This window comes from Methylocystis sp. ATCC 49242 (assembly GCF_000188155.2).
GTDB lineage: Bacteria > Pseudomonadota > Alphaproteobacteria > Rhizobiales > Beijerinckiaceae > Methylocystis.
In genome coordinates, this window is the sequence record NZ_KE124774.1 from 935,290 (window position 1) to 952,154 (window position 16,865).

Consider the following 16,865-nt stretch of genomic DNA (forward strand, 5'->3'; position numbering starts at 1 on the left):
GAACCTTATTTTTCAGATATGTTTACAGACGCATTAATCGCTCGAATACGCCCAGCACCATCGCGCGCTTGTCGAAGTTGAAGACTTCTGTTTCGCGGGCGATTTCGCGGATCTCTTCCCATGCGCGCGCATAGCCGACGAGCCGGGCAGGCGCCGCCCCGGCCTGGGCCAGCGCGCGGACGCGCGAGTCGAGGTGCCGTTGCAGTGCGCGCATGAAGGTCTCGTAAGCGTCCTCATTGTCGCGACCGGTGATCTTGTCGGCGAGCATGTGCACCCCGAGCCAGTCTACTTGCGGCAGGCGGTCGAACAGCCGCGCGACGCCGGCGTCGAAAGCCATGGCGTCGCCGCTCAAAAGGCGCAGCGTCTCGCGCACGGAGCCTTCGGCGCGCGCGGCTGCGGCCTCGATCTCACTTTTCGATCGATCCGACCATGGCGCGCCCAGCGCCTCGACGGCCGCAACGGTCTCCGCTTCGGTCAAGGCGCCGAGCATGAGCTTGCGGCAGCGTGAGCGGATCGTCGGAAGGATTCGCCCCGGCTGATGCGCGATGAAAAGGAAGAGGGAACGCTCTGGTGGCTCCTCGACCAGCTTCAACAGAGCATTCGCCGCGCTGCGGTTGAGATCATCGGCGCAATCGACGATGGCGATGCGCCAGCCGCCCGTCCCCGAGCCCTGATGGAAAGAGCGGGCGATCTCGCGCACATCGTCGACGCGGATTTCGGTGAAGTGCTTTTTGGTCTTTTCGTTCCACTCGCGACGCAGCAGGAAGATGTCGGCCAGCGCCATGGTCGAGATGCGGCGCGCGGCCGGATGATCCGCCGGCACAGCGAGGCTCACCGCCCCCTGCACCGCCGGCGCGTGGGGCTCGGGATGCGCGAGGAGGAAGCGCGCGAGGCGCCAGGCGAGCGTCGCCTTTCCGATCCCCTCCGGCCCGCCGATGATCCAGGCCTGCGCCATCCGGTTGCGGCGGTAGGCGTCCAGCAATTCGCGCTCGGCCGCCGCATTGCCGAAAAATGCCAGCGTCTCGCGCGGATGCGGCGCGTCGTCATAGCGATCGCTCTCGGGTGGTCCGGAGACTTCCTTGCTCATTCGGCGGCTGCTTCGCCGAGGCGCGAGAGAAAGCGGGCGTCGACGAGCTGGCGGATCGCCTGAGCGACTTCATCCGCCGCCAGCGCGCCGTTCACGACACAGCAGCGCTCGGGCTCCTGCTCGGCGATATCGAGAAAGGCGCGCCGCAGCTCTTCGTGGAAAAGCTCCTCCTCCGCCTCGAAACGGTCGGGCGCCACGCCCGCCGCCCTTCGGCTGGCGGCCCGCGCGAGACCCTCCTGAGGCGGCAGATCGAGGATGATGGTGAGATCCGGCCGGACATTTCCGATCGCCGCCCGCTCCAGCAGCGAGATCGACGCATCGTCCACGCCGCCGCGCGCCCCCTGATATGCGCGGGTCGAGTCCGCGAAACGATCGCTGAGCACCCAGGCCCCGCGCGCCAGCGCCGGCGCGATCAGGCTTTCTACATGGTCGATCCGCGCTGCGGCGAAAAGCGCGGCCTCGGCGAGCGGCCCGAGCGGAGCAATGCGGCCCGAGAGGAGAACCTCGCGCAACTTTTCGGCCTTGGGCGTGCCGCCGGGCTCGCGCGTCGCCACCACTTCGATCCCCCGCCCGCGCAAATGTTCCGAGAGCCTCGCTAGCTGCGTCGACTTCCCGGCGCCCTCGCCGCCCTCGAAAGTGATGAACCGGCCTCTTTCAGCCGGCGCGGCCGCGTTCATTTCTTCTTGTTGAGCTTTTCGTGGATCTTCGCGGCGGCGTATTCGTAAACGGCGTCGAAAGCGCGGCTCGACAGCGAACCCTCGGCGACGGATTCGGCCGCCTCGAGCGGCTGCTCCAGCACGACGGCGTTTCCGCGCTTCACCTCCAGACGCCCGATGCCCGCGCCCGCCTCGACCGGCGCAATCACCGGCCCCTCATAGACGATCTTGCCCGTGAGCTTCTCCGTCCCGCCCCGAGGGAGCAGCACCTTGACGTCGGTCTTCGAGACGAGGTCGACCGAGCCCTGCACCCCTCCATAAATCTGCGCCGGGCCGATCGGCTCGCCCGCCTTGAACAGATCCTTTTCCTCGAAGTTACGGAACCCCCATTGGAGAAGCTTGCGCGCTTCCTCGGCCCGCTCCTTGGCCGTCTTCGCCCCGTAAACGGCGACGATCAGCCGACGTCCCTCCTGGTTCGCCGAGCCGACGATGCCGAAGTCGCCCTTCTCGATATTGCCGGTCTTTAGCCCGTCCGCGCCGATGCTCATCGTCAACAGCGGATTACGGTTCTGCTGCCGGATGTTGTTCCAGGTGAATTCCTTCTCCCCGAAATATTTGTAGAAATCCGGGTAGGTCCGGATGACATGCAGGGCGAGCTTCGCCACCTCGCGTGGCGTCACCTTCTGGTCGTCGCTCGCCTTGCCCCAGGGATTGCCGAAGCGCGACTTGACGAGGCCGAGCTCGGAGGCGCGCTTGTTCATGCGCATGACGAAGGCCTCTTCCGACCCCGCGACGCCCTCCGCAAGCACGAGCGCGGCGTCGTTGCCCGAGTCGATCAGGAGGCCACGCAACAAATCCTCGACCGTCGCCTGACTGTTCACCTTCAGGAACATCGCCGAGCCGCCCGCAGGCGCGCCGCCATTGCGCCAGGCGTATTCGGAGACGGTGAACACGTCCCCGAGCTTCAGGCGGCCTTCCGTCAATTCGCGAAAGATCATTTCGGCCGTGAGGATCTTCACGGTCGAAGCCGGCGTGACGAGATCGTCGGCGCCCTTCTCGAAGAGAACCGTGTTGGTGCCGGCGTCGATCAGAATGGCGTTGGGAACGCTGGTCTGGAATGCCTGCGCCAGCGCGGAACCGGAAAACAGCGACGAGACAGCGACGAAAACCGCCGCGATAAGGTAGCGAAAAGAAAGCATGGACAAGGGGCGCGCTCCGCTTGGCCGCGCCGCGCCATTGGCGACGCGCCTCGGAAGATGACCCGCGGCGCCGGAAATTGCAATGCAGAACCGCGTGTTTACAACATGCCCCTCAATTCATCGCCTGACGGATCGCGGGCTTGCCCGAGGCCTGACGGCCGAAGGACGCCGGACGCGTCGGCGGCAGAGGCACGGCGGCCTCCTTCGCCTCCTTGTGGCGGTGTGAAGCGACGGGCTCGGCGTCGACATTATCGACATTGGAGACGGCGGCGCCCGCCTTGTCCGCGATCGTCTCTCCGCCCTGCGGGTCGGCTCGGGCGTTGTCGCCAGCGTAGGCCATCATCTCGCTTTCGTTCGGACGGACCACCTCTTCCGTCGAAGCGCCAGCGACCGGCTGCGCCTCACGCAGTTCGGCCGTCGCGGCCCGTATGGCGGCTGGCGCGCCCTGCCGGGCCGCGGTCATGATCGAGGCGCCGCTGTCGAGAGTCGCGGGACCGTCGTCGCGAAGCGTGGCCAGAAGCTTCGCGTCGTCGTCGCCGGCGAGATCGGCGCGGCCGATCCACTCGACCCGCACCTTGGCGGTTCCCGCCCTGTGGAAGTCGAGGGCTTCTGCGACGCGCTGGGAAACGTCCATGACCCGGCCGCCGTGGTAGGGGCCGCGATCATTGACGCGCACGACCATCGAACGCGCGTTGTTCAGATTGGTGACGCGCGCGTAGCTCGGAAGCGGCATCGTCGGATGAGCGGCGCTGATCGACTGGCGATCGAAAATCTCGCCATTGGCCGTGCGGCGGCCATGAAAATCCGCGCCGTACCATGACGCGGTCCCGGTCGCGGCGTAGGGCTTCTCGCTGGGATAATAGGTGCGGCCCGCAATCTTGTATGGCTTGCCGACCATGAAGGAGCCGCCGCCCTTCGGCACTTCCTCGCCGTCGGCGATGACGCGAGGGCTCGCCCGAACGCCATAACGCGGGTCAATGGCTCCGCTTCCGCCAAGGCTGGCATAGCGGGGGTATTGCGTCGTCGAGGAACATCCGGCCAGAGCGCCGAGGGAAAGGATAAGGAGCGATCCGCGTAGACGACCGATATCCGGCGCAAAATTCTTCATTAACAGGCACATCTGGTTCCGGGACACGACAGATCGCATCGAGATCGTCCTTGTCGAGAAAGAGGCTTCAGCCCGAAGCGCTGAAGCCCGTCCTAACCGGCCAAAACCTCGATGCCCGCTCGGGAAGAGCGCCGGGCTCCGCGCATGACCCTGATTTGTCTTGCGCTCACCTTGGGCCTTGGAGTTTCTCGCCGAATTGCAAACTTGTCGTTAACGACAGGATGTCGCCGAGGCGAAAAGGCGGCTCGATTTGGTCAGAAATGCGGCAATGCGCATTGCCGAGGCTGCGGCAGGCGTGATTTCGACGAGCTGTGGCGCTGCGGCCACACCGGCTTCAGTCGGCCCGCGCCAGATCGGCGATCCGGGTCTCGACCCGCTCGACGCCCCGGAACTGATTGGTCGACAATCGCGCCGCCACATGAAAGCGCTCCCCCCGCCCGCCGAGCAACGCCTCGCCGAGCGGCGAGCCGACAGCACGGAAGGCGATGGCGTCCACCGAGGCGCCGTCCCCGGAACGCAGCCGGGCGCGGACGTGACCCGTTCCGACGACCGCGGCGTCGACGATCCGCTGCTCCGGCAGAACGAAAAGCGGCTCGGGATTGCCCTGCCCGAATGGCCCAGCCCTCTCCACCCGGCGAAGAAGATCCAGATTCACGCCGCGACCGCTGAGCGCGGCGTCAATGACCAGGGCGTCTGCGCCTCGGGCGGCCTCCACCTGTTCGGCGAGCGCGTCGTTGAGAAATTCGCGCAGGGCGGCGACGCGGTCGGCGAGGACCGTGATCCCGGCCGCCATGGCGTGACCGCCGCCTTTTACCGCCAGCCCAAGTTCAACCGCCCGACGCACGGTCTTTCCGATATCGACTCCACTTAAACTTCTACCTGAACCTGAACAAGTTTCTCCATTAAAAGCAATAGCAAACGATGGTAAGTTAAACTTCTCTTTCAACCTCGCGGCGATCAGGCCGACAACGCCGGGATGCCAGTCCGAGCCTTCGACCACAAGACAGGATAGCCTGTTCGTTTTAACGAATTGCTCCTCGGCCAGCGCAACCGCGGCTTCCAGCGCCTCCCGTTCGATCGCCTGACGCTCGGCGTTCAGTCGATCCAGCTCACGCGCGATCCGGCTGGCTTCGACCGGATCGGAGAGGGTCAACAGGCACGCCCCCAGGCCCGCGTCGCCGATCCGGCCGCCCGCGTTGATTCTGGGACCGAGCGCGAAGCCAAGATGGTAGGCGCGCGGAGGCCCATCCATTCGGGCAGCGTCCATCAGAGCCGCCAGACCGGTGCGTGACCGGTTGCGCATTACCGAGAGTCCCTTGGCGACGAAGGCGCGATTGAGACCTGAGAGGGGCGCGACATCCGCCACCGTGGCCAGCGCAACGAGGTCGAGGGAGGAAAGCAGGTCGGGCGCCGGGCGATGGTCGCCCCACCAGTCCCGGGTCCGCAGCGTCCGCAACAGCCCCGCGAGCGCTAAAAAAACGACCCCGGCGGCGCAGAGTCCACCCTGCCCCGAGAGGTCGTCCTGCCGGTTCGGGTTCACGACAATCGCGTCGGGAAGATGCTCGGGCGCCTGATGGTGGTCGAGCACGATAACGTCGAGGCCCAGCTCCCGCGCCACGGCGAAGGGCTCGTGGCTTGTCGTCCCGCAGTCGACGGTCACGAGGAGCGTGGCTCCCCGCCCGGCAAGATTGCGGATCGCCTCGGCGTTTGGCCCATAACCCTCAAAGATCCGGTCGGGGATATGCAGCAAGGGCTCCGGCGCCTCGGCCGCCCGCCAATAGTCGATCAGCAGGGCCGAGGAACAGGCGCCATCGACGTCGTAGTCGCCGAAAATGGCGATCTGCTCTCCGGTCTCGATCGCTCTCGCGAGCCGGTCCACGGCGGCGTCCATGTCCCGCACGGTCGACGGGTCGGGCATCAGCGTCCGGATCGTCGGGTCGAGATAGCGATCAACCTCGGCCACGCTCACGCCCCGCCCCGCAAGGACGCGGGCCAGCATGTCGTCGAGCCCGTGGGTCTGGGCGAGCGCCAAAGCCAGCGCCTCGCCGGACGCGTCCAGCCGCGCCCGCCATGGCCGGCCGAGGACAGATCGTTCGACGCCGAGAAAAGCCGTTTTAACTTCAACCATTTGCAGACGTGCTCCGGTCGCGGCGCGCGACAAGTTCAAGTGGATGTATAAGTTAAAGCATGAGCGACAAGATTCTCCTCACCCATGCAAGCGGCGACACGGCCGAAATCCTGACCTTCGGCGCGGAACTCGCCGCCTGGCGCGCCGGCGGCGTCGATCTGATCTGGGCGAAGGATCCGGAAATCTGGGACCAGACCGCGCCGGTATTGTTCCCCGTGGTCGGCTGGACCCGCGACGGTCGCGTCAGGGTTGACGGTCAGACCTATCCCCTCGCGCTGCATGGCTTCGCGTGGAAGAAGCGCTTCGAGATCGCCGAAAGGCGCGAGGATTATTTGCGCCTCGCCCTCGTCGATGACGCGGAGACCCGCGCGCTTTATCCCTTCGCCTTCCGTTTCGAGGTCGAGTTCCGGCTGCGCGCCGGCGCGCTCGACAATAATCTCATCGTGACGAACACGGGGGACCGGCCGCTGCCCTATGCCTGCGGACTACATCCGGCCTTCCGCTGGCCGCTGGCCGGATCGGCCGCCGAACACGCCATCGTCTTCGAGAAGGAGGAGCAAGCGGACGTTCCGATCATCGCCCCCGGCGGTCTCTTCTCGACGCTGACGAAAAGAACGCCACTCACCGGCGCCCGGCTTCCGCTCGCGCCGGAAATCTTCGCGCACGACGCTCTCTGCTTTCTGGACATCGCCAGCCGCAGCCTCGTCTTCGACAATGGCGCCGGAGCGAGACTGTCCGTGACGCTCGACGACTTCCCACATGTCGGTTTCTGGACGCTGCCGCCCGCCCCCTATCTCTGCATCGAGCCATGGACCGGCCATGGCGATCCCGACGATTTTCATGGCGAACTCTATGAAAAACCATCGATGCGCATCCTCGCCCCCGGCGCCAGCGCGCGGCACGGCGCGACTTTTGCCTTTGAGCAAAGCGGCTCTGTCGGCTAGGAACGGAACATTCCCCTCCTGCAGGAAACATTCATGACCATCGCCCCCAGCGTCATCGAGGCCATTGGCCGCACCCCGCTCATCGAATTGCGGGCCGCGTCCAAAGCCACGGGCTGCCGCATCCTCGGCAAGGCGGAGTTTATGAACCCCGGCGGCTCGGTGAAGGACCGCGCGGCTCTCTATATAGTCAAGGACGCCATCGCCCGCGGCGCGCTGAAGCCCGGCGGCGTGATCGTCGAGGGCACGGCGGGAAATACGGGCATTGGCCTCGCGCTGGTCGCGAATGCGCTCGGCTTCCGCACAGTGATCGTGATCCCCGAGACGCAGAGCCAGGAGAAGAAGGACATGCTGCGCCTTCAGGGCGCGCAGCTCGTCGAGGTGCCGGCCGTTCCCTACGCCAACCCCAACAATTACGTGAAGATCTCGGGCCGTCTTGCGGAGCGGCTGGCGAAGGAGGAGCCGAACGGCGCGGTCTGGGCCAACCAGTTCGACAACGTCGCCAACCGCGAGGCGCATATACGGACAACCGGACCGGAGATTTACGACGAACTTGGCGGCGAAGTTGACGCCTTCATCTGCGCCTGCGGCACGGGCGGCACGCTCGCGGGCGTCGGCATGGCGCTCAAGGAGCGCAATCCGAACATCCGCATCGGCCTCGCCGATCCGCACGGGGCCGCTCTCTACTCCTACTATACGACCGGCGAACTGAAGGCCGAGGGCTCCTCGATCACCGAGGGCATCGGCCAGGGGCGCATCACCGCCAATCTAGAGGGCGCGCCCATCGACGTCGCCTATCGCATCCCCGACGCCGAGGCGCTCGACATCGTCTTCGCGCTGGCGCAGGACGAGGGCCTGCTGCTCGGCGGCTCGTCGGGAATCAATGTCGCCGGCGCCATGCGCCTCGCCCGCGAACTCGGGCCGGGACACACGATCGTGACGATCCTCTGCGACGGCGGCGCGCGCTACGCGTCCAAACTTTTCAATCCCGAATTTCTGCGCAGCCAGCAGCTGCCGACGCCGGGCTGGCTGGAGAAGAAGACGCAGATGGATCCGGGTTTCGTCTGAGGGGGCGGGATCGCCCTCCCGGCGGTCCGACCTTACGCCTTTTCCGCCATAGAGGCCGCCAGCGCCAAATCCTCCGGACGGTTCACATTGAAGAACGGGTCCACAGGCTCGGCCGGCCAGTCCACCGTCACGTCGGGATAGCGCGCGATGAAGGCCGAGACCTTGCGCTCGCCCTCCTCGATCAGGGCGCGGCGCAGCGGTTCGCGCAGCGCGACCGGCCAGAGCGCCACCGCATGATGCGCGCGCCCGCCTGATGCAGCGACGGCGATTTGCGCGCCTGCTCTCCGGCGTTCGGCCGAGAGGCGCGCGACGAGGTCCGCCGGCAGAAAGGGCGTGTCGGCCGGCGCGCTGATGACGTCCGTCGCCTCCGGGTAATGTCCGGCTGCGTAATCCATCCCCGCCAGGACGCCGGCGAGCGGGCCGACGAAACCCTCGACGCTATCGGCCACGACCGGCAGGCCGAAGGCGGCGAAGCGCGCGGGATCGCCATTGGCGTTCAGCGCCAGGCCGGCGCATTGGGGCGCGAGCCGCTCGATGACATGGGCGAGGATCGCCCGCCCCCCGATTTCCGCCAACGGCTTGTCGCCGCCGCCCATGCGCCGGGCGAGACCTCCAGCGAGAAGAATTCCGACACATTGCGTCATTGCGCCTTCCGAATTTGCATCGTTTGATCACGACCCCATCTAATTGGGGCGACAAGTCGTCGATAGCCCCAATTCTCAATCGGAGCCCAGCATGTTCTCACGCCGCAGCCTGCTTGCCCTTTTCGCTGTTCTCACCGCGCCGGGAATCGCCGCAGCCGCCGAGCAGGCGTTCGACGCCGAGACCTTCGCCGCCGCGCAGGCGGCCGGCAAATCGATTGTCGTGCATGTCTACGCCCCCTGGTGCCCCACCTGCCGCGCGCAGGAGCCGATCCTTCGCAAGCTCGAAAGCGATCCGAAATTCTCCAATGTCGCCGCCTTCCGTGTCGATTTCGACGGACAGAAGGACGCCGTAAGGGCGCTGAGGGCGACGCAGCAGAGCACGATCATCGTCTTCAAGGGCGCCAAGGAAATCGGCCGCTCGGTCGGCGAGACCGACCCTGGCTCGATCGGCGCCCTCGTCGACAAGGCGCTCTGACCATGGCCGCCGGCGCGCTCGGGCTCGCATTTCTCGCGGGACTTCTCTCGGTTCTCTCGCCCTGCGTGCTGCCGCTGCTACCCCTGGTTCTCGGCGCCGCCGCGGCCGAGCATCGACTTGCGCCGGCGCTTCTGGCCTTTGGCGTCGCTTTGTCCTTCGTCGTCATCGGGCTTTTCGTGGCGACAATCGGCTTCAGCATCGGCCTCGACGGCGACGCCTTTCGTCAGGCGGCGGCGGTTTTGATGATCGCCTTTGGCGCCGTCCTGCTCACGCCCGCGCTGCAGACCCGTATCGCGGCGGCCGGCGGACCGCTTAGCGACCGCCTCAACAGCGCCTTCGGCGACCGTCCGTCCAACGGGCTGTTCGGACAATTTGGATTGGGGCTGCTGCTGGGCGCCGTCTGGAGTCCCTGCGTTGGCCCCACGCTCGGCGCCGCCTCCGTGCTCGCCGCGCGTCGCGAGGATCTCGGCGCCGTGGCCGCCACAATGGGAGTGTTTGGCGTCGGCGCAGCCCTCCCGCTCCTGGTCCTGGGCATGCTGTCCCGGCAAACGATGGCGCGATGGCGCGACCGTCTGCTCTCGGCCGGCAAGCGCGCGAAACAGGCCCTCGGCGCGCTGCTGCTGGGGTTGGGCGTGATGATCGTCACCGGCGCCGACAAGACTCTCGAAGCCTGGCTCGTCTCCGCCTCGCCCGAATGGCTGACGCAACTGACGACGAGGTTTTAATGCCGCGCCCCGACAGGCTCATAGAATTAAGCAATTCTTAGATTGTTGTTTAGACGTTATTAACGACAACTAGCGCCGCCGCGCGCTAATAATACTTTTTGGACGATCTTTTATATGGCCAAGACCAAGTTATTATTCGCGAAAAACCCACATCCCGAAATTTCTCCTAAAAAACGGTATATTTTTAATTGCTTATGAGACAAGCGCGTTTAGGTAAATCTTAAACGGCTCGCGTCTATATCTTTCGGCACAGTGTGGTCGTACGAGTATGCGAGTAAGCAATATGACCGAGACGCATCGTCCGCGTGTCAAATATGTCATCGGCCCTGACGGCAGCCCGCTCACAATAGCGGACCTTCCCCCGCCTTCGACCAAGCGATGGGTCATCCGCCGCAAGGCGGAAGTCGTCGCCGCAGTGCGCGGCGGGCTCCTTTCGCTCGATGAAGCCTGTAGCCGTTATACGCTGACGGTTGACGAGTTCCTGAGCTGGCAGATGTCAATTGACCAGCACGGTCTCGCGGGCTTGCGCACCACTCGCCTTCAACAATATCGCATGTGACGGGACGCTCTCGCTGCGCCCTTCAGGAAACGGCCGGCCTTTGCGCCGGCCTTTTCATTTTGGCGCTTCCCGTGTTTCGCCGCGCAGTCGGTCAATAAGCTTCTTGCGCTCGAAAAGGGCGACGACAACCAGCGCCGCGAGCAGCGGGATAATGAGGTAGAAGAGACGCCAGACGAGCAACGCCGCCAGAACCTGCAGGCGCGGGACATCCGGCATCAGATTGATGAAGAGAAGCTCGAAAATGCCAAGGCCGCCCGGCGCATGCGACACCAGCGCGGCGGAGAAGGAAAGCAAGAAGGCTCCGAGCACGACGATGTAGCCGGGGTTCCCCTGCTCCGGCAGCGCGAAATAAATGATGCCGGCGGCGCCGATCAGCTCGGCGGGAGCCGCGAAAAGCTGGCGGACCATGATGTCCGGGCGCGGATACATGATGGTGAAGCTTCCGAAGCGGAACGGCTTCATATGCATCAGCGAGCCGGCGACGTAGAGCGCGACGAAGCCGAGGCAAATCAGGCCCACGGTGCGCGCTGTATGCGGGTGCGTGAAAATATCCGGCAGAAAACCGGATAGGCGCTGCAACATCGCGGGATCATAGGTGAGCAGCAGGCCGCCGAGCAGAATATTGCCGAAAGCGAAAGTATAGGAGCACAGCACAACCAGCGCCGCCACCTGCGTGGCGGTGAGCCCCTTGGAGGAATAGGCGCGGTAACGCACCATGGCGCCCGAAAAGACGCTCGCGCCGATGTTGTGCGAAAGCGCGTAGGTGGTGAAGGAGCACATCGAGATGAAAATCCACGATATGTGCTTCACGCCAAGATGCAGCAGCGCAATCCGGTCGTACCAGGCGAGCGCGGCGTAAGCCAGCAGCGTCGAGAGGGCGGCGAGCAGATAGTCGCTGAGGGGAATCGCCTTTAGATTGGCCCAGACCTCCGTCCCGACCGATTCGCCCTGGAACTCGTGGTAGAGAAGGTAGAAGGAGCCTACAACCGCGGCCAGGCCGACGATCGGCCAGAAATATTCAGCCAGTTTTCTCATGCGGCCCGTCGCGCTAGATTCGTCGATCTTCGAATGAGGCCGCAGAAGGCCCGCGACTACCTTGCACGTAGGCAGGCGGCGGGCAAGTGCCAACCCCCCATTCGCCGCCGCCGCCCGCGCTCGAAGCACATGAGGACGCCAGATGTCGCTGATTTCACGGATTAAAGGCCTGATCCTTACACCGCGGAAAGAGTGGGACGAAATCGACGCTGAAGACCGCTCGATTGTCGACCTCTATCGCAACTACATCGCGATTCTCGCCGCGTTTCCGCCTTTTGCGAGCTTCCTCGGCGCATGGCTGTTCGGTTCGCACGGGCTGCATCCGACATTCGCGGCCGGCCTGTTTCGCGCGGTCATCCAATATGCTTTGAGCCTGCCGGCCCTGTTTCTGGTGGCCTTCGTGATTTCGATGGCCGCACCCCATTTCGACGGCAAGAGCGACGACAAGCGCGCGCTGGCGCTTGCCGCTTATTCCTACACGCCCGCCTGGCTGGCCTCGCTTTTCGGCCTCGTTCCGGGGCTGCGATGGCTCGATGTGCTGGGCTTCTACGGGATTTACGTGTTCTCGCTGGGTCTCTCGCGCATGATGCGGGTGCCGAAGGAGAATCTGGACGTCTTCACGCTGGTCGCCCTGGTCGTCACGGTGGCGACGGGGGCGTTGCACGCCTGGGTCGTCCACGCCATCGCGCCGGCGCAGATGATCTAGGGCTTCTCCCACCGCGCGGCGGCCGCGTCGTCCTCGGTCCTGGCCTCGACCCAGCCGCCGTCGGCGCCATCCACCCGGCGCTCCTTCTTCCAGAAGGGCGCGCGGGTCTTGAGATAGTCCATCATGAACTCGGCAGCCGCGAAGGCCTCGGAACGATGGCGGCCGGCCGAAACGACCAGCACGATTCGTTCGCCGGGTCGGATGACGCCGTAACGGTGGATGACCGTCAGCCCGGCCAGCGGCCAGCGCGACAGCGCCTCGTTGGCGACGCGGCCGATTTCTTCCTCCGCCATGCCCGGATAATGCTCAAGCTCCAGCGCCGTGAGCGAACCGTTCTCGTCGCGACATAGTCCCGTGAAGGCGACGACCGCGCCGATATCGCGGCGCCCTTCCGTCAGCAGGCCCTCCTCGCGGGCGACGTCGAAGTCTTCCCGCTGCACGCGCACGGTGGGCGCGACCATCTCAGCCGCCTGTCATCGGGGGAAAGAAAGCCACTTCGCGCGCGGCGCCGATAGGCGAGTCGGGCGCGGCATGGGCCTTGTCGATCGCGGCGCGGACGGTTTTGGGATTGGCGAAGGCGAGAGCATAGCCCTCTCCCCGGGCGGCGAGCCACTCCACGAGCTGGCGCACGGTCTTGACGTCCTGCGGCGGAGAGATTTCCTCCTCCGCCAGACCGATCCGCTCGCGAACCCATGCGAAATAGACAGCCTTCATGACGCGTCGTCGTCCCCGAAATGCGTGAACGCGGACTGGAGATAGTCGAAGCCCGTATAGAGCGTCAGCACGGCGGCGATCCAGAGCAGCGCCGAGCCGATCTTTATCGTCCCTGGCAGAACCGCCTCCCCGGCCGGTCCGGCGATGAAGAAGCCGAGCGCGATGAGTTGCGCCACTGTCTTCCATTTGGCGATCGCCGACACCGGCAGGCGAACTTTCAGCTCGGCCAAATATTCACGCAGGCCGGAGACGAGGATCTCCCGGCAAAGGATGATGATCGCGGCCCAGATCGTCCAGCCGGCGAGCGTCTGGTCCGCGACCACGGCCAGAAGCGTCGCCGCGACGAGAAGCTTGTCGGCGATAGGGTCGAGCATCCGGCCGATCGGCGACTGCTGCTGCCAGGCGCGCGCGAGATAGCCGTCGAAAAAGTCTGTGACCGCGGCGGCGGTATAGACGCCCAGCGCCGCCCACCGCGCCCAATGGTCGGTGGAAGATAACAAAAGGCCGGCCACGACCGGCACGGCGAGACACCGCCCGTAGGTCAGAAGGTTCGGAAGCGCCAGCGCCTGAGAACGTCGCTTCGTGGTGACGGCCGTTTCGCTCATGACAGCTAGGGAATATGTCGCCGGCCCCCATTGTCAATAGAGAGGGCGCAAGTCGCCGGGAACTCTCGCCTCATGCAGCGCCCCCGAGTGCGCCGCACAACGCCTTACTCCTTGTCGAGTGCGAATTTTCCTGGTCCCGCGACCGCGAAAAACAGAAAAACGAAGCTGTAGAGAGCCGCCAGTTCGCCCTTGTTGAGAATCGGCCAGAACTGCTCCACGCCATGAAACATGAAATAGGCGACGGCCATTTCGCCTGAAAGGACGAAGGCCACGGGGCGCGTGAAGAGGCCGACGAGCATCAGCAGGCCGCCGAATAACTCCAGCAGGCCGCCGACGCCGAGCAGCGACATGAGCTTCAGCCCGTCGAACATCGCGACATGGGGATAACCGAAGATTTTCGCCGTTCCGTGCTGCAAAAACAGCAGCGCCGTCGCAATACGGAGAACGCCCTGCACATGCGGCAGAAAGCGCTCGGGGATGATTCGCAACGTCACGATCGGCCTCCGTCAGATGATCCAGGCGATTTCCTCGAACGCATAGCGCGGGCCGCGCGGGTAGAGCATCGCTGGATCGCCATAGCCGATGTTGATCAGGAAATTCGACTTTATGCGCGTTCCCGCGAAAAATTCCGCATCGACTTTCTCTTTGTCGAAACCGCTCATCGGCCCGGCGTCGAGCCCGACCGCGCGCAGGGCGAGCAGAAAATAGCCCGCCTGAAGCGTGCCGTTGCGGAAGGCCGTCTCCTGAATCAGCGGCTCATTGCCCGCGAACCAGGCGCGCGCATCAGTCGCCGGATAGAGATGCGGCAGATGTTCGGCGAAATCGAGATCATAAGCCATGATCGCCGTGGCCGGCGCCGCCATGGTCTTTGCGAGATTATTCGGAGACATCGCCGGCGCAAGCCGCGCTTTTGCTTCCTTCGAGCGAACGAAAACGATGCGCATGGGCGAGCAATTGGCGCTCGTCGGCCCCCATTTGGCGTAATCGACTGCGTGTTCCAGCAGCGCGTCGGGAACTTCCCTGTCCTGCCAGCCATTGTGCGTGCGCGCGGCGGTGAAAAGCTGCTCCATCGCCTCGGGCGGCAGCGGTTTACGTTCCATCATCGGCGGGCCCCGGGGGTGGTGGGTGAGTTGGCTCTATCGCTGAAATAAGCGACCCGCGCCGGATCGGAAAGCTCCCGACGAAGTCTCACAGATATTCGGCCGTGCCTGTGCGGATAAGTCGACACGTCTGCCCGGACTGAAAATCGCGCCACCCGCCGTCGATGGCCTCACCTTCTGGCGGTGGCGCCGAGATATCGCCGCCGGTGGCGGGAGCCGGCGCTCACCTCGGGTGAAATTCGGGAACGTTGACGATATTGAACCCGACGGCAATCCCGATGACCAGCAAAAACAGCAGGATCGCTCCATATCCGATCACGGTGAAAACTGACGCGTTATAGATGATGTCCACAAGCTTCATACCGAATGCTGCGACCTTGTCTTTTACGTCATCCAATGCATGTCCCGACATGACATTACCTCGTTTTCTGGCGCGCATGGCGCTGCGTTGAGGTCCATTCGTCTGCGATCAACTCGTTGCTCATTCATTCTGGCCCGGCCCCTCAAGCGCCATCATCCTGCCCGCGACCGCCGGAGGAGCGCAAAACCAGAACCCACTACTTGCAATTGCTTTGCATGATTTGCGCCACCGCCGCTTTTCGCGGAGAAGCACTATCGCCTTGCGACCGGACCTACGGTTTGCGTCAGATGTCGCGCCCCTCAACCTCGATTTTGAGGCGCTCTTCGGTCTTATGTAGGGCGTCGTTACGCGGAGAGATGGCCAGCGCCTTGCGATAGGCGTCGAGCGCGCGTTTTTTGTCGCCTGTTTTTTCGGCAAGGGCGCCGAGCGCCTGCAAAGCGTCGAACCGCCTCGGCTCGAGACGCGCGGCGGTTTCCAGATCGGCGATAGCGCCCGCCTCGTCCCCTTGCGCCGAGAGAACCCGGGCGCGGCGCACGAAGCCCTCGGGCCAATCCGGCGACAAGGCGACCACGTAATCCAGCAGCGCCTTGGCGAGCGGCGGCGCGCCGGCCGCTTCCGCCGCCGCAGCGCGCGCGGCGAGCAAATCGATCGTGTCCGAGCCGGAACGCCCCCACCGCCGCAGGATCGCCGCGGCGGCGGATTGCGCTTCGCGGTCGTCCTCGGCCTCTGCGAGGCGCGAGAACAGCTTGTTCATATCCTCGACCTGCCGCTGCTCGGGGCTTTTCGGCGGCTCCGGCCGGGGCGCCGCGCTCCTTGGACCATAATCCCGAGGTCCGAGACCTGGCGGAGCGCCGAACGGCGGATTGCCCGGACCGAATCCCCTCGCCCCCGGCGGCAGCGGAATTTTGCCGATGCCGGGGATGACAATGAAATTGCCGCCGCCCTCGCCGCCATATGGCTCGAGAGCGGGATGCTCATCCTCTTGCGCGCTTGCGCCCGCCGCGACGAGCGCGAGCGCCATCGGGAATGCAAACAAGGAGGCTCGGCTAAACTTTCCCATCGCCCAACTCTATAGCAAAATCTGACGAAGCGCCAATGGCGCCGCCTAATCAGGCATGTAATCGCACCACAGGCGGATCAACTATTTGCACCACAGGCGAATTAACTATTTGTAAGCCAAAATTCGCAGCAAATTTTACCAAATTCATTTTCAGTTCAGGCAAGGAGCACCATTTCTTTCCTTGATGTTCACGATTGCCTGAAACAATCGGAATTATCACATGACGCAAATTTTGCGGCCCGCGCGCAATCCGCCCGCGGAGCTTGTGGAGTTGGACTGATGATCGAGACCCTTCGCCGTCTTCTGGCAGAAAACGGTCGGTTGCATACCCCTGTCGAGTCGCTCTCCGACAGTGCGGACCTTTACCAGGCGGGCTTGACCCCATTCGCGGCGATCCGCACCATGCTCGCGATCGAAGAGGCCTTCGACGTGGAGTTCCCGGTGGCCATGCTGCGCCGGCAGTCCTTTTCCTCGATCAACGCGATCGTCGAATGTCTGAACGAATTGAAGCCGGCGGATCAGTCGCGCCGCGCAGCCTGACCCTCGGAGAGGAGCGCCGCGACAGCAGCGTGGCGCCAGACAATCTTGCCAGCCCGAAAGTGTCCGGTCCTCGTCATGGACCGCGCTTTCGGGCTTGTCATTTTGCGACGGCGGCGTCGAAACAGGCTGGCTCTGGCGCCTTCGACCCGCCCGG

At 64.6% G+C, this 16,865-nt stretch carries 21 protein-coding genes; 7 read left to right on the forward strand and 14 right to left on the reverse strand.

The annotated features are described in order from the left end of the window. Positions 1 to 22 precede the first annotated feature (22 nt). The 5 genes from MET49242_RS06490 to recJ form a co-directional block, all read right to left on the reverse strand. The gene (locus MET49242_RS06490; protein WP_036281579.1) at positions 23 to 1,087 is read right to left on the reverse strand and encodes a DNA polymerase III subunit delta'; all 1,065 of its coding nucleotides are present in this window, start codon (positions 1,085 to 1,087) and stop codon (positions 23 to 25) included. Next, complete coding sequence (gene tmk / locus MET49242_RS06495; RefSeq protein WP_036281581.1) at positions 1,084 to 1,764, reverse strand: dTMP kinase; 681 nt, start codon at positions 1,762 to 1,764, stop codon at positions 1,084 to 1,086. Before tmk ends, MET49242_RS06490 begins: the two co-directional genes overlap by 4 nt. Beyond that, complete coding sequence (locus MET49242_RS06500) at positions 1,761 to 2,942, reverse strand: D-alanyl-D-alanine carboxypeptidase family protein (protein WP_036281582.1); 1,182 nt, start codon at positions 2,940 to 2,942, stop codon at positions 1,761 to 1,763. The genes tmk and MET49242_RS06500 overlap by 4 nt, the downstream gene beginning before the upstream one ends. Positions 2,943 to 3,054: 112 nt before the next feature. After that, complete coding sequence (locus tag MET49242_RS06505) at positions 3,055 to 4,089, reverse strand: septal ring lytic transglycosylase RlpA family protein (protein ID WP_051134055.1); 1,035 nt, start codon at positions 4,087 to 4,089, stop codon at positions 3,055 to 3,057. A gap of 295 nt (positions 4,090 to 4,384) precedes the next feature. Continuing rightward, positions 4,385 to 6,178, reverse strand: coding sequence for a single-stranded-DNA-specific exonuclease RecJ (gene recJ / locus MET49242_RS06510; protein WP_036281585.1), 1,794 nt, complete (start codon positions 6,176 to 6,178; stop codon positions 4,385 to 4,387). Positions 6,179 to 6,237: 59 nt separating this feature from the next. Here recJ and MET49242_RS06515 point away from each other — a divergent pair, with 59 nt between their 5' ends. Together MET49242_RS06515 and MET49242_RS06520 are read left to right on the forward strand one after the other, a co-directional pair. Continuing rightward, entirely contained in the window at positions 6,238 to 7,122 is an 885-nt protein-coding gene (locus tag MET49242_RS06515; protein WP_036281586.1) for an aldose 1-epimerase family protein, read from the forward strand. A 33-nt stretch (positions 7,123 to 7,155) separates the two neighbouring features. After that, a complete protein-coding gene (locus MET49242_RS06520) occupies positions 7,156 to 8,187 on the forward strand; it encodes a cysteine synthase A (protein ID WP_036281587.1) in 1,032 nt (343 codons plus the stop codon). 32 nt (positions 8,188 to 8,219) lie between these two features. Here the strand turns inward: MET49242_RS06520 and mobA are convergent, their stop codons facing one another. Then, positions 8,220 to 8,831, reverse strand: coding sequence for a molybdenum cofactor guanylyltransferase MobA (gene mobA / locus MET49242_RS06525; RefSeq protein WP_036281589.1), 612 nt, complete (start codon positions 8,829 to 8,831; stop codon positions 8,220 to 8,222). 91 nt (positions 8,832 to 8,922) lie between these two features. On the opposite strand from mobA, the gene MET49242_RS06530 reads away from it, so the two are divergent. From MET49242_RS06530 to MET49242_RS06540, 3 genes are all read left to right on the forward strand, one after another. Then, a complete protein-coding gene (locus tag MET49242_RS06530) occupies positions 8,923 to 9,306 on the forward strand; it encodes a thioredoxin family protein (RefSeq protein ID WP_036281591.1) in 384 nt (127 codons plus the stop codon). Positions 9,307 to 9,308: 2 nt separating this feature from the next. Beyond that, the gene (locus MET49242_RS06535; protein ID WP_036281594.1) at positions 9,309 to 10,031 is read left to right on the forward strand and encodes a cytochrome c biogenesis CcdA family protein; all 723 of its coding nucleotides are present in this window, start codon (positions 9,309 to 9,311) and stop codon (positions 10,029 to 10,031) included. A gap of 283 nt (positions 10,032 to 10,314) precedes the next feature. Beyond that, a complete protein-coding gene (locus tag MET49242_RS06540; protein WP_036281596.1) occupies positions 10,315 to 10,590 on the forward strand; it encodes a DUF1153 domain-containing protein in 276 nt (91 codons plus the stop codon). A gap of 54 nt (positions 10,591 to 10,644) precedes the next feature. On the opposite strand, the gene MET49242_RS06545 is transcribed toward MET49242_RS06540, so the two are convergent. Continuing rightward, the gene (locus MET49242_RS06545; protein ID WP_036281600.1) at positions 10,645 to 11,625 is read right to left on the reverse strand and encodes a YbhN family protein; all 981 of its coding nucleotides are present in this window, start codon (positions 11,623 to 11,625) and stop codon (positions 10,645 to 10,647) included. A gap of 142 nt (positions 11,626 to 11,767) precedes the next feature. Here MET49242_RS06545 and MET49242_RS06550 point away from each other — a divergent pair, with 142 nt between their 5' ends. After that, positions 11,768 to 12,331 carry a Yip1 family protein gene (locus MET49242_RS06550; protein WP_036281602.1) on the forward strand — a complete coding sequence of 188 codons (564 nt, stop codon included), beginning with the start codon at positions 11,768 to 11,770 and terminating at the stop codon, positions 12,329 to 12,331. On the opposite strand, the gene MET49242_RS06555 is transcribed toward MET49242_RS06550, so the two are convergent. The 7 genes from MET49242_RS06555 to MET49242_RS06580 all read right to left on the reverse strand — a co-directional run bounded on the left by MET49242_RS06555 (position 12,328) and on the right by MET49242_RS06580 (position 16,147). After that, entirely contained in the window at positions 12,328 to 12,792 is a 465-nt protein-coding gene (locus MET49242_RS06555; protein ID WP_036281603.1) for a molybdenum cofactor biosynthesis protein MoaE, read from the reverse strand. The genes MET49242_RS06550 and MET49242_RS06555 overlap by 4 nt on opposite strands. Position 12,793: 1 nt before the next feature. Further along, positions 12,794 to 13,045, reverse strand: coding sequence for a molybdopterin converting factor subunit 1 (gene moaD / locus MET49242_RS06560; protein WP_036281606.1), 252 nt, complete (start codon positions 13,043 to 13,045; stop codon positions 12,794 to 12,796). Continuing rightward, the gene (pgsA, locus tag MET49242_RS06565; protein WP_036281608.1) at positions 13,042 to 13,650 is read right to left on the reverse strand and encodes a CDP-diacylglycerol--glycerol-3-phosphate 3-phosphatidyltransferase; all 609 of its coding nucleotides are present in this window, start codon (positions 13,648 to 13,650) and stop codon (positions 13,042 to 13,044) included. Before pgsA ends, moaD begins: the two co-directional genes overlap by 4 nt. A gap of 104 nt (positions 13,651 to 13,754) precedes the next feature. Continuing rightward, positions 13,755 to 14,144: a DoxX family protein gene (locus MET49242_RS06570; protein ID WP_036281610.1), complete on the reverse strand. Its 390-nt coding sequence runs from the start codon at positions 14,142 to 14,144 to the stop codon at positions 13,755 to 13,757. Between the two features lie 12 nt (positions 14,145 to 14,156). After that, positions 14,157 to 14,753, reverse strand: a complete 597-nt coding sequence (locus MET49242_RS06575; protein ID WP_084678920.1) for a malonic semialdehyde reductase — start codon at positions 14,751 to 14,753, stop codon at positions 14,157 to 14,159. Positions 14,754 to 14,973: 220 nt separating this feature from the next. Beyond that, the gene (locus tag MET49242_RS23230; RefSeq protein WP_051134056.1) at positions 14,974 to 15,162 is read right to left on the reverse strand and encodes a hypothetical protein; all 189 of its coding nucleotides are present in this window, start codon (positions 15,160 to 15,162) and stop codon (positions 14,974 to 14,976) included. A gap of 232 nt (positions 15,163 to 15,394) precedes the next feature. Beyond that, complete coding sequence (locus tag MET49242_RS06580; RefSeq protein ID WP_244430733.1) at positions 15,395 to 16,147, reverse strand: tetratricopeptide repeat protein; 753 nt, start codon at positions 16,145 to 16,147, stop codon at positions 15,395 to 15,397. A 303-nt stretch (positions 16,148 to 16,450) separates the two neighbouring features. On the opposite strand from MET49242_RS06580, the gene MET49242_RS06585 reads away from it, so the two are divergent. Continuing rightward, positions 16,451 to 16,711, forward strand: a complete 261-nt coding sequence (locus MET49242_RS06585) for an acyl carrier protein (protein ID WP_036281617.1) — start codon at positions 16,451 to 16,453, stop codon at positions 16,709 to 16,711. Positions 16,712 to 16,865 lie beyond the last annotated feature (154 nt).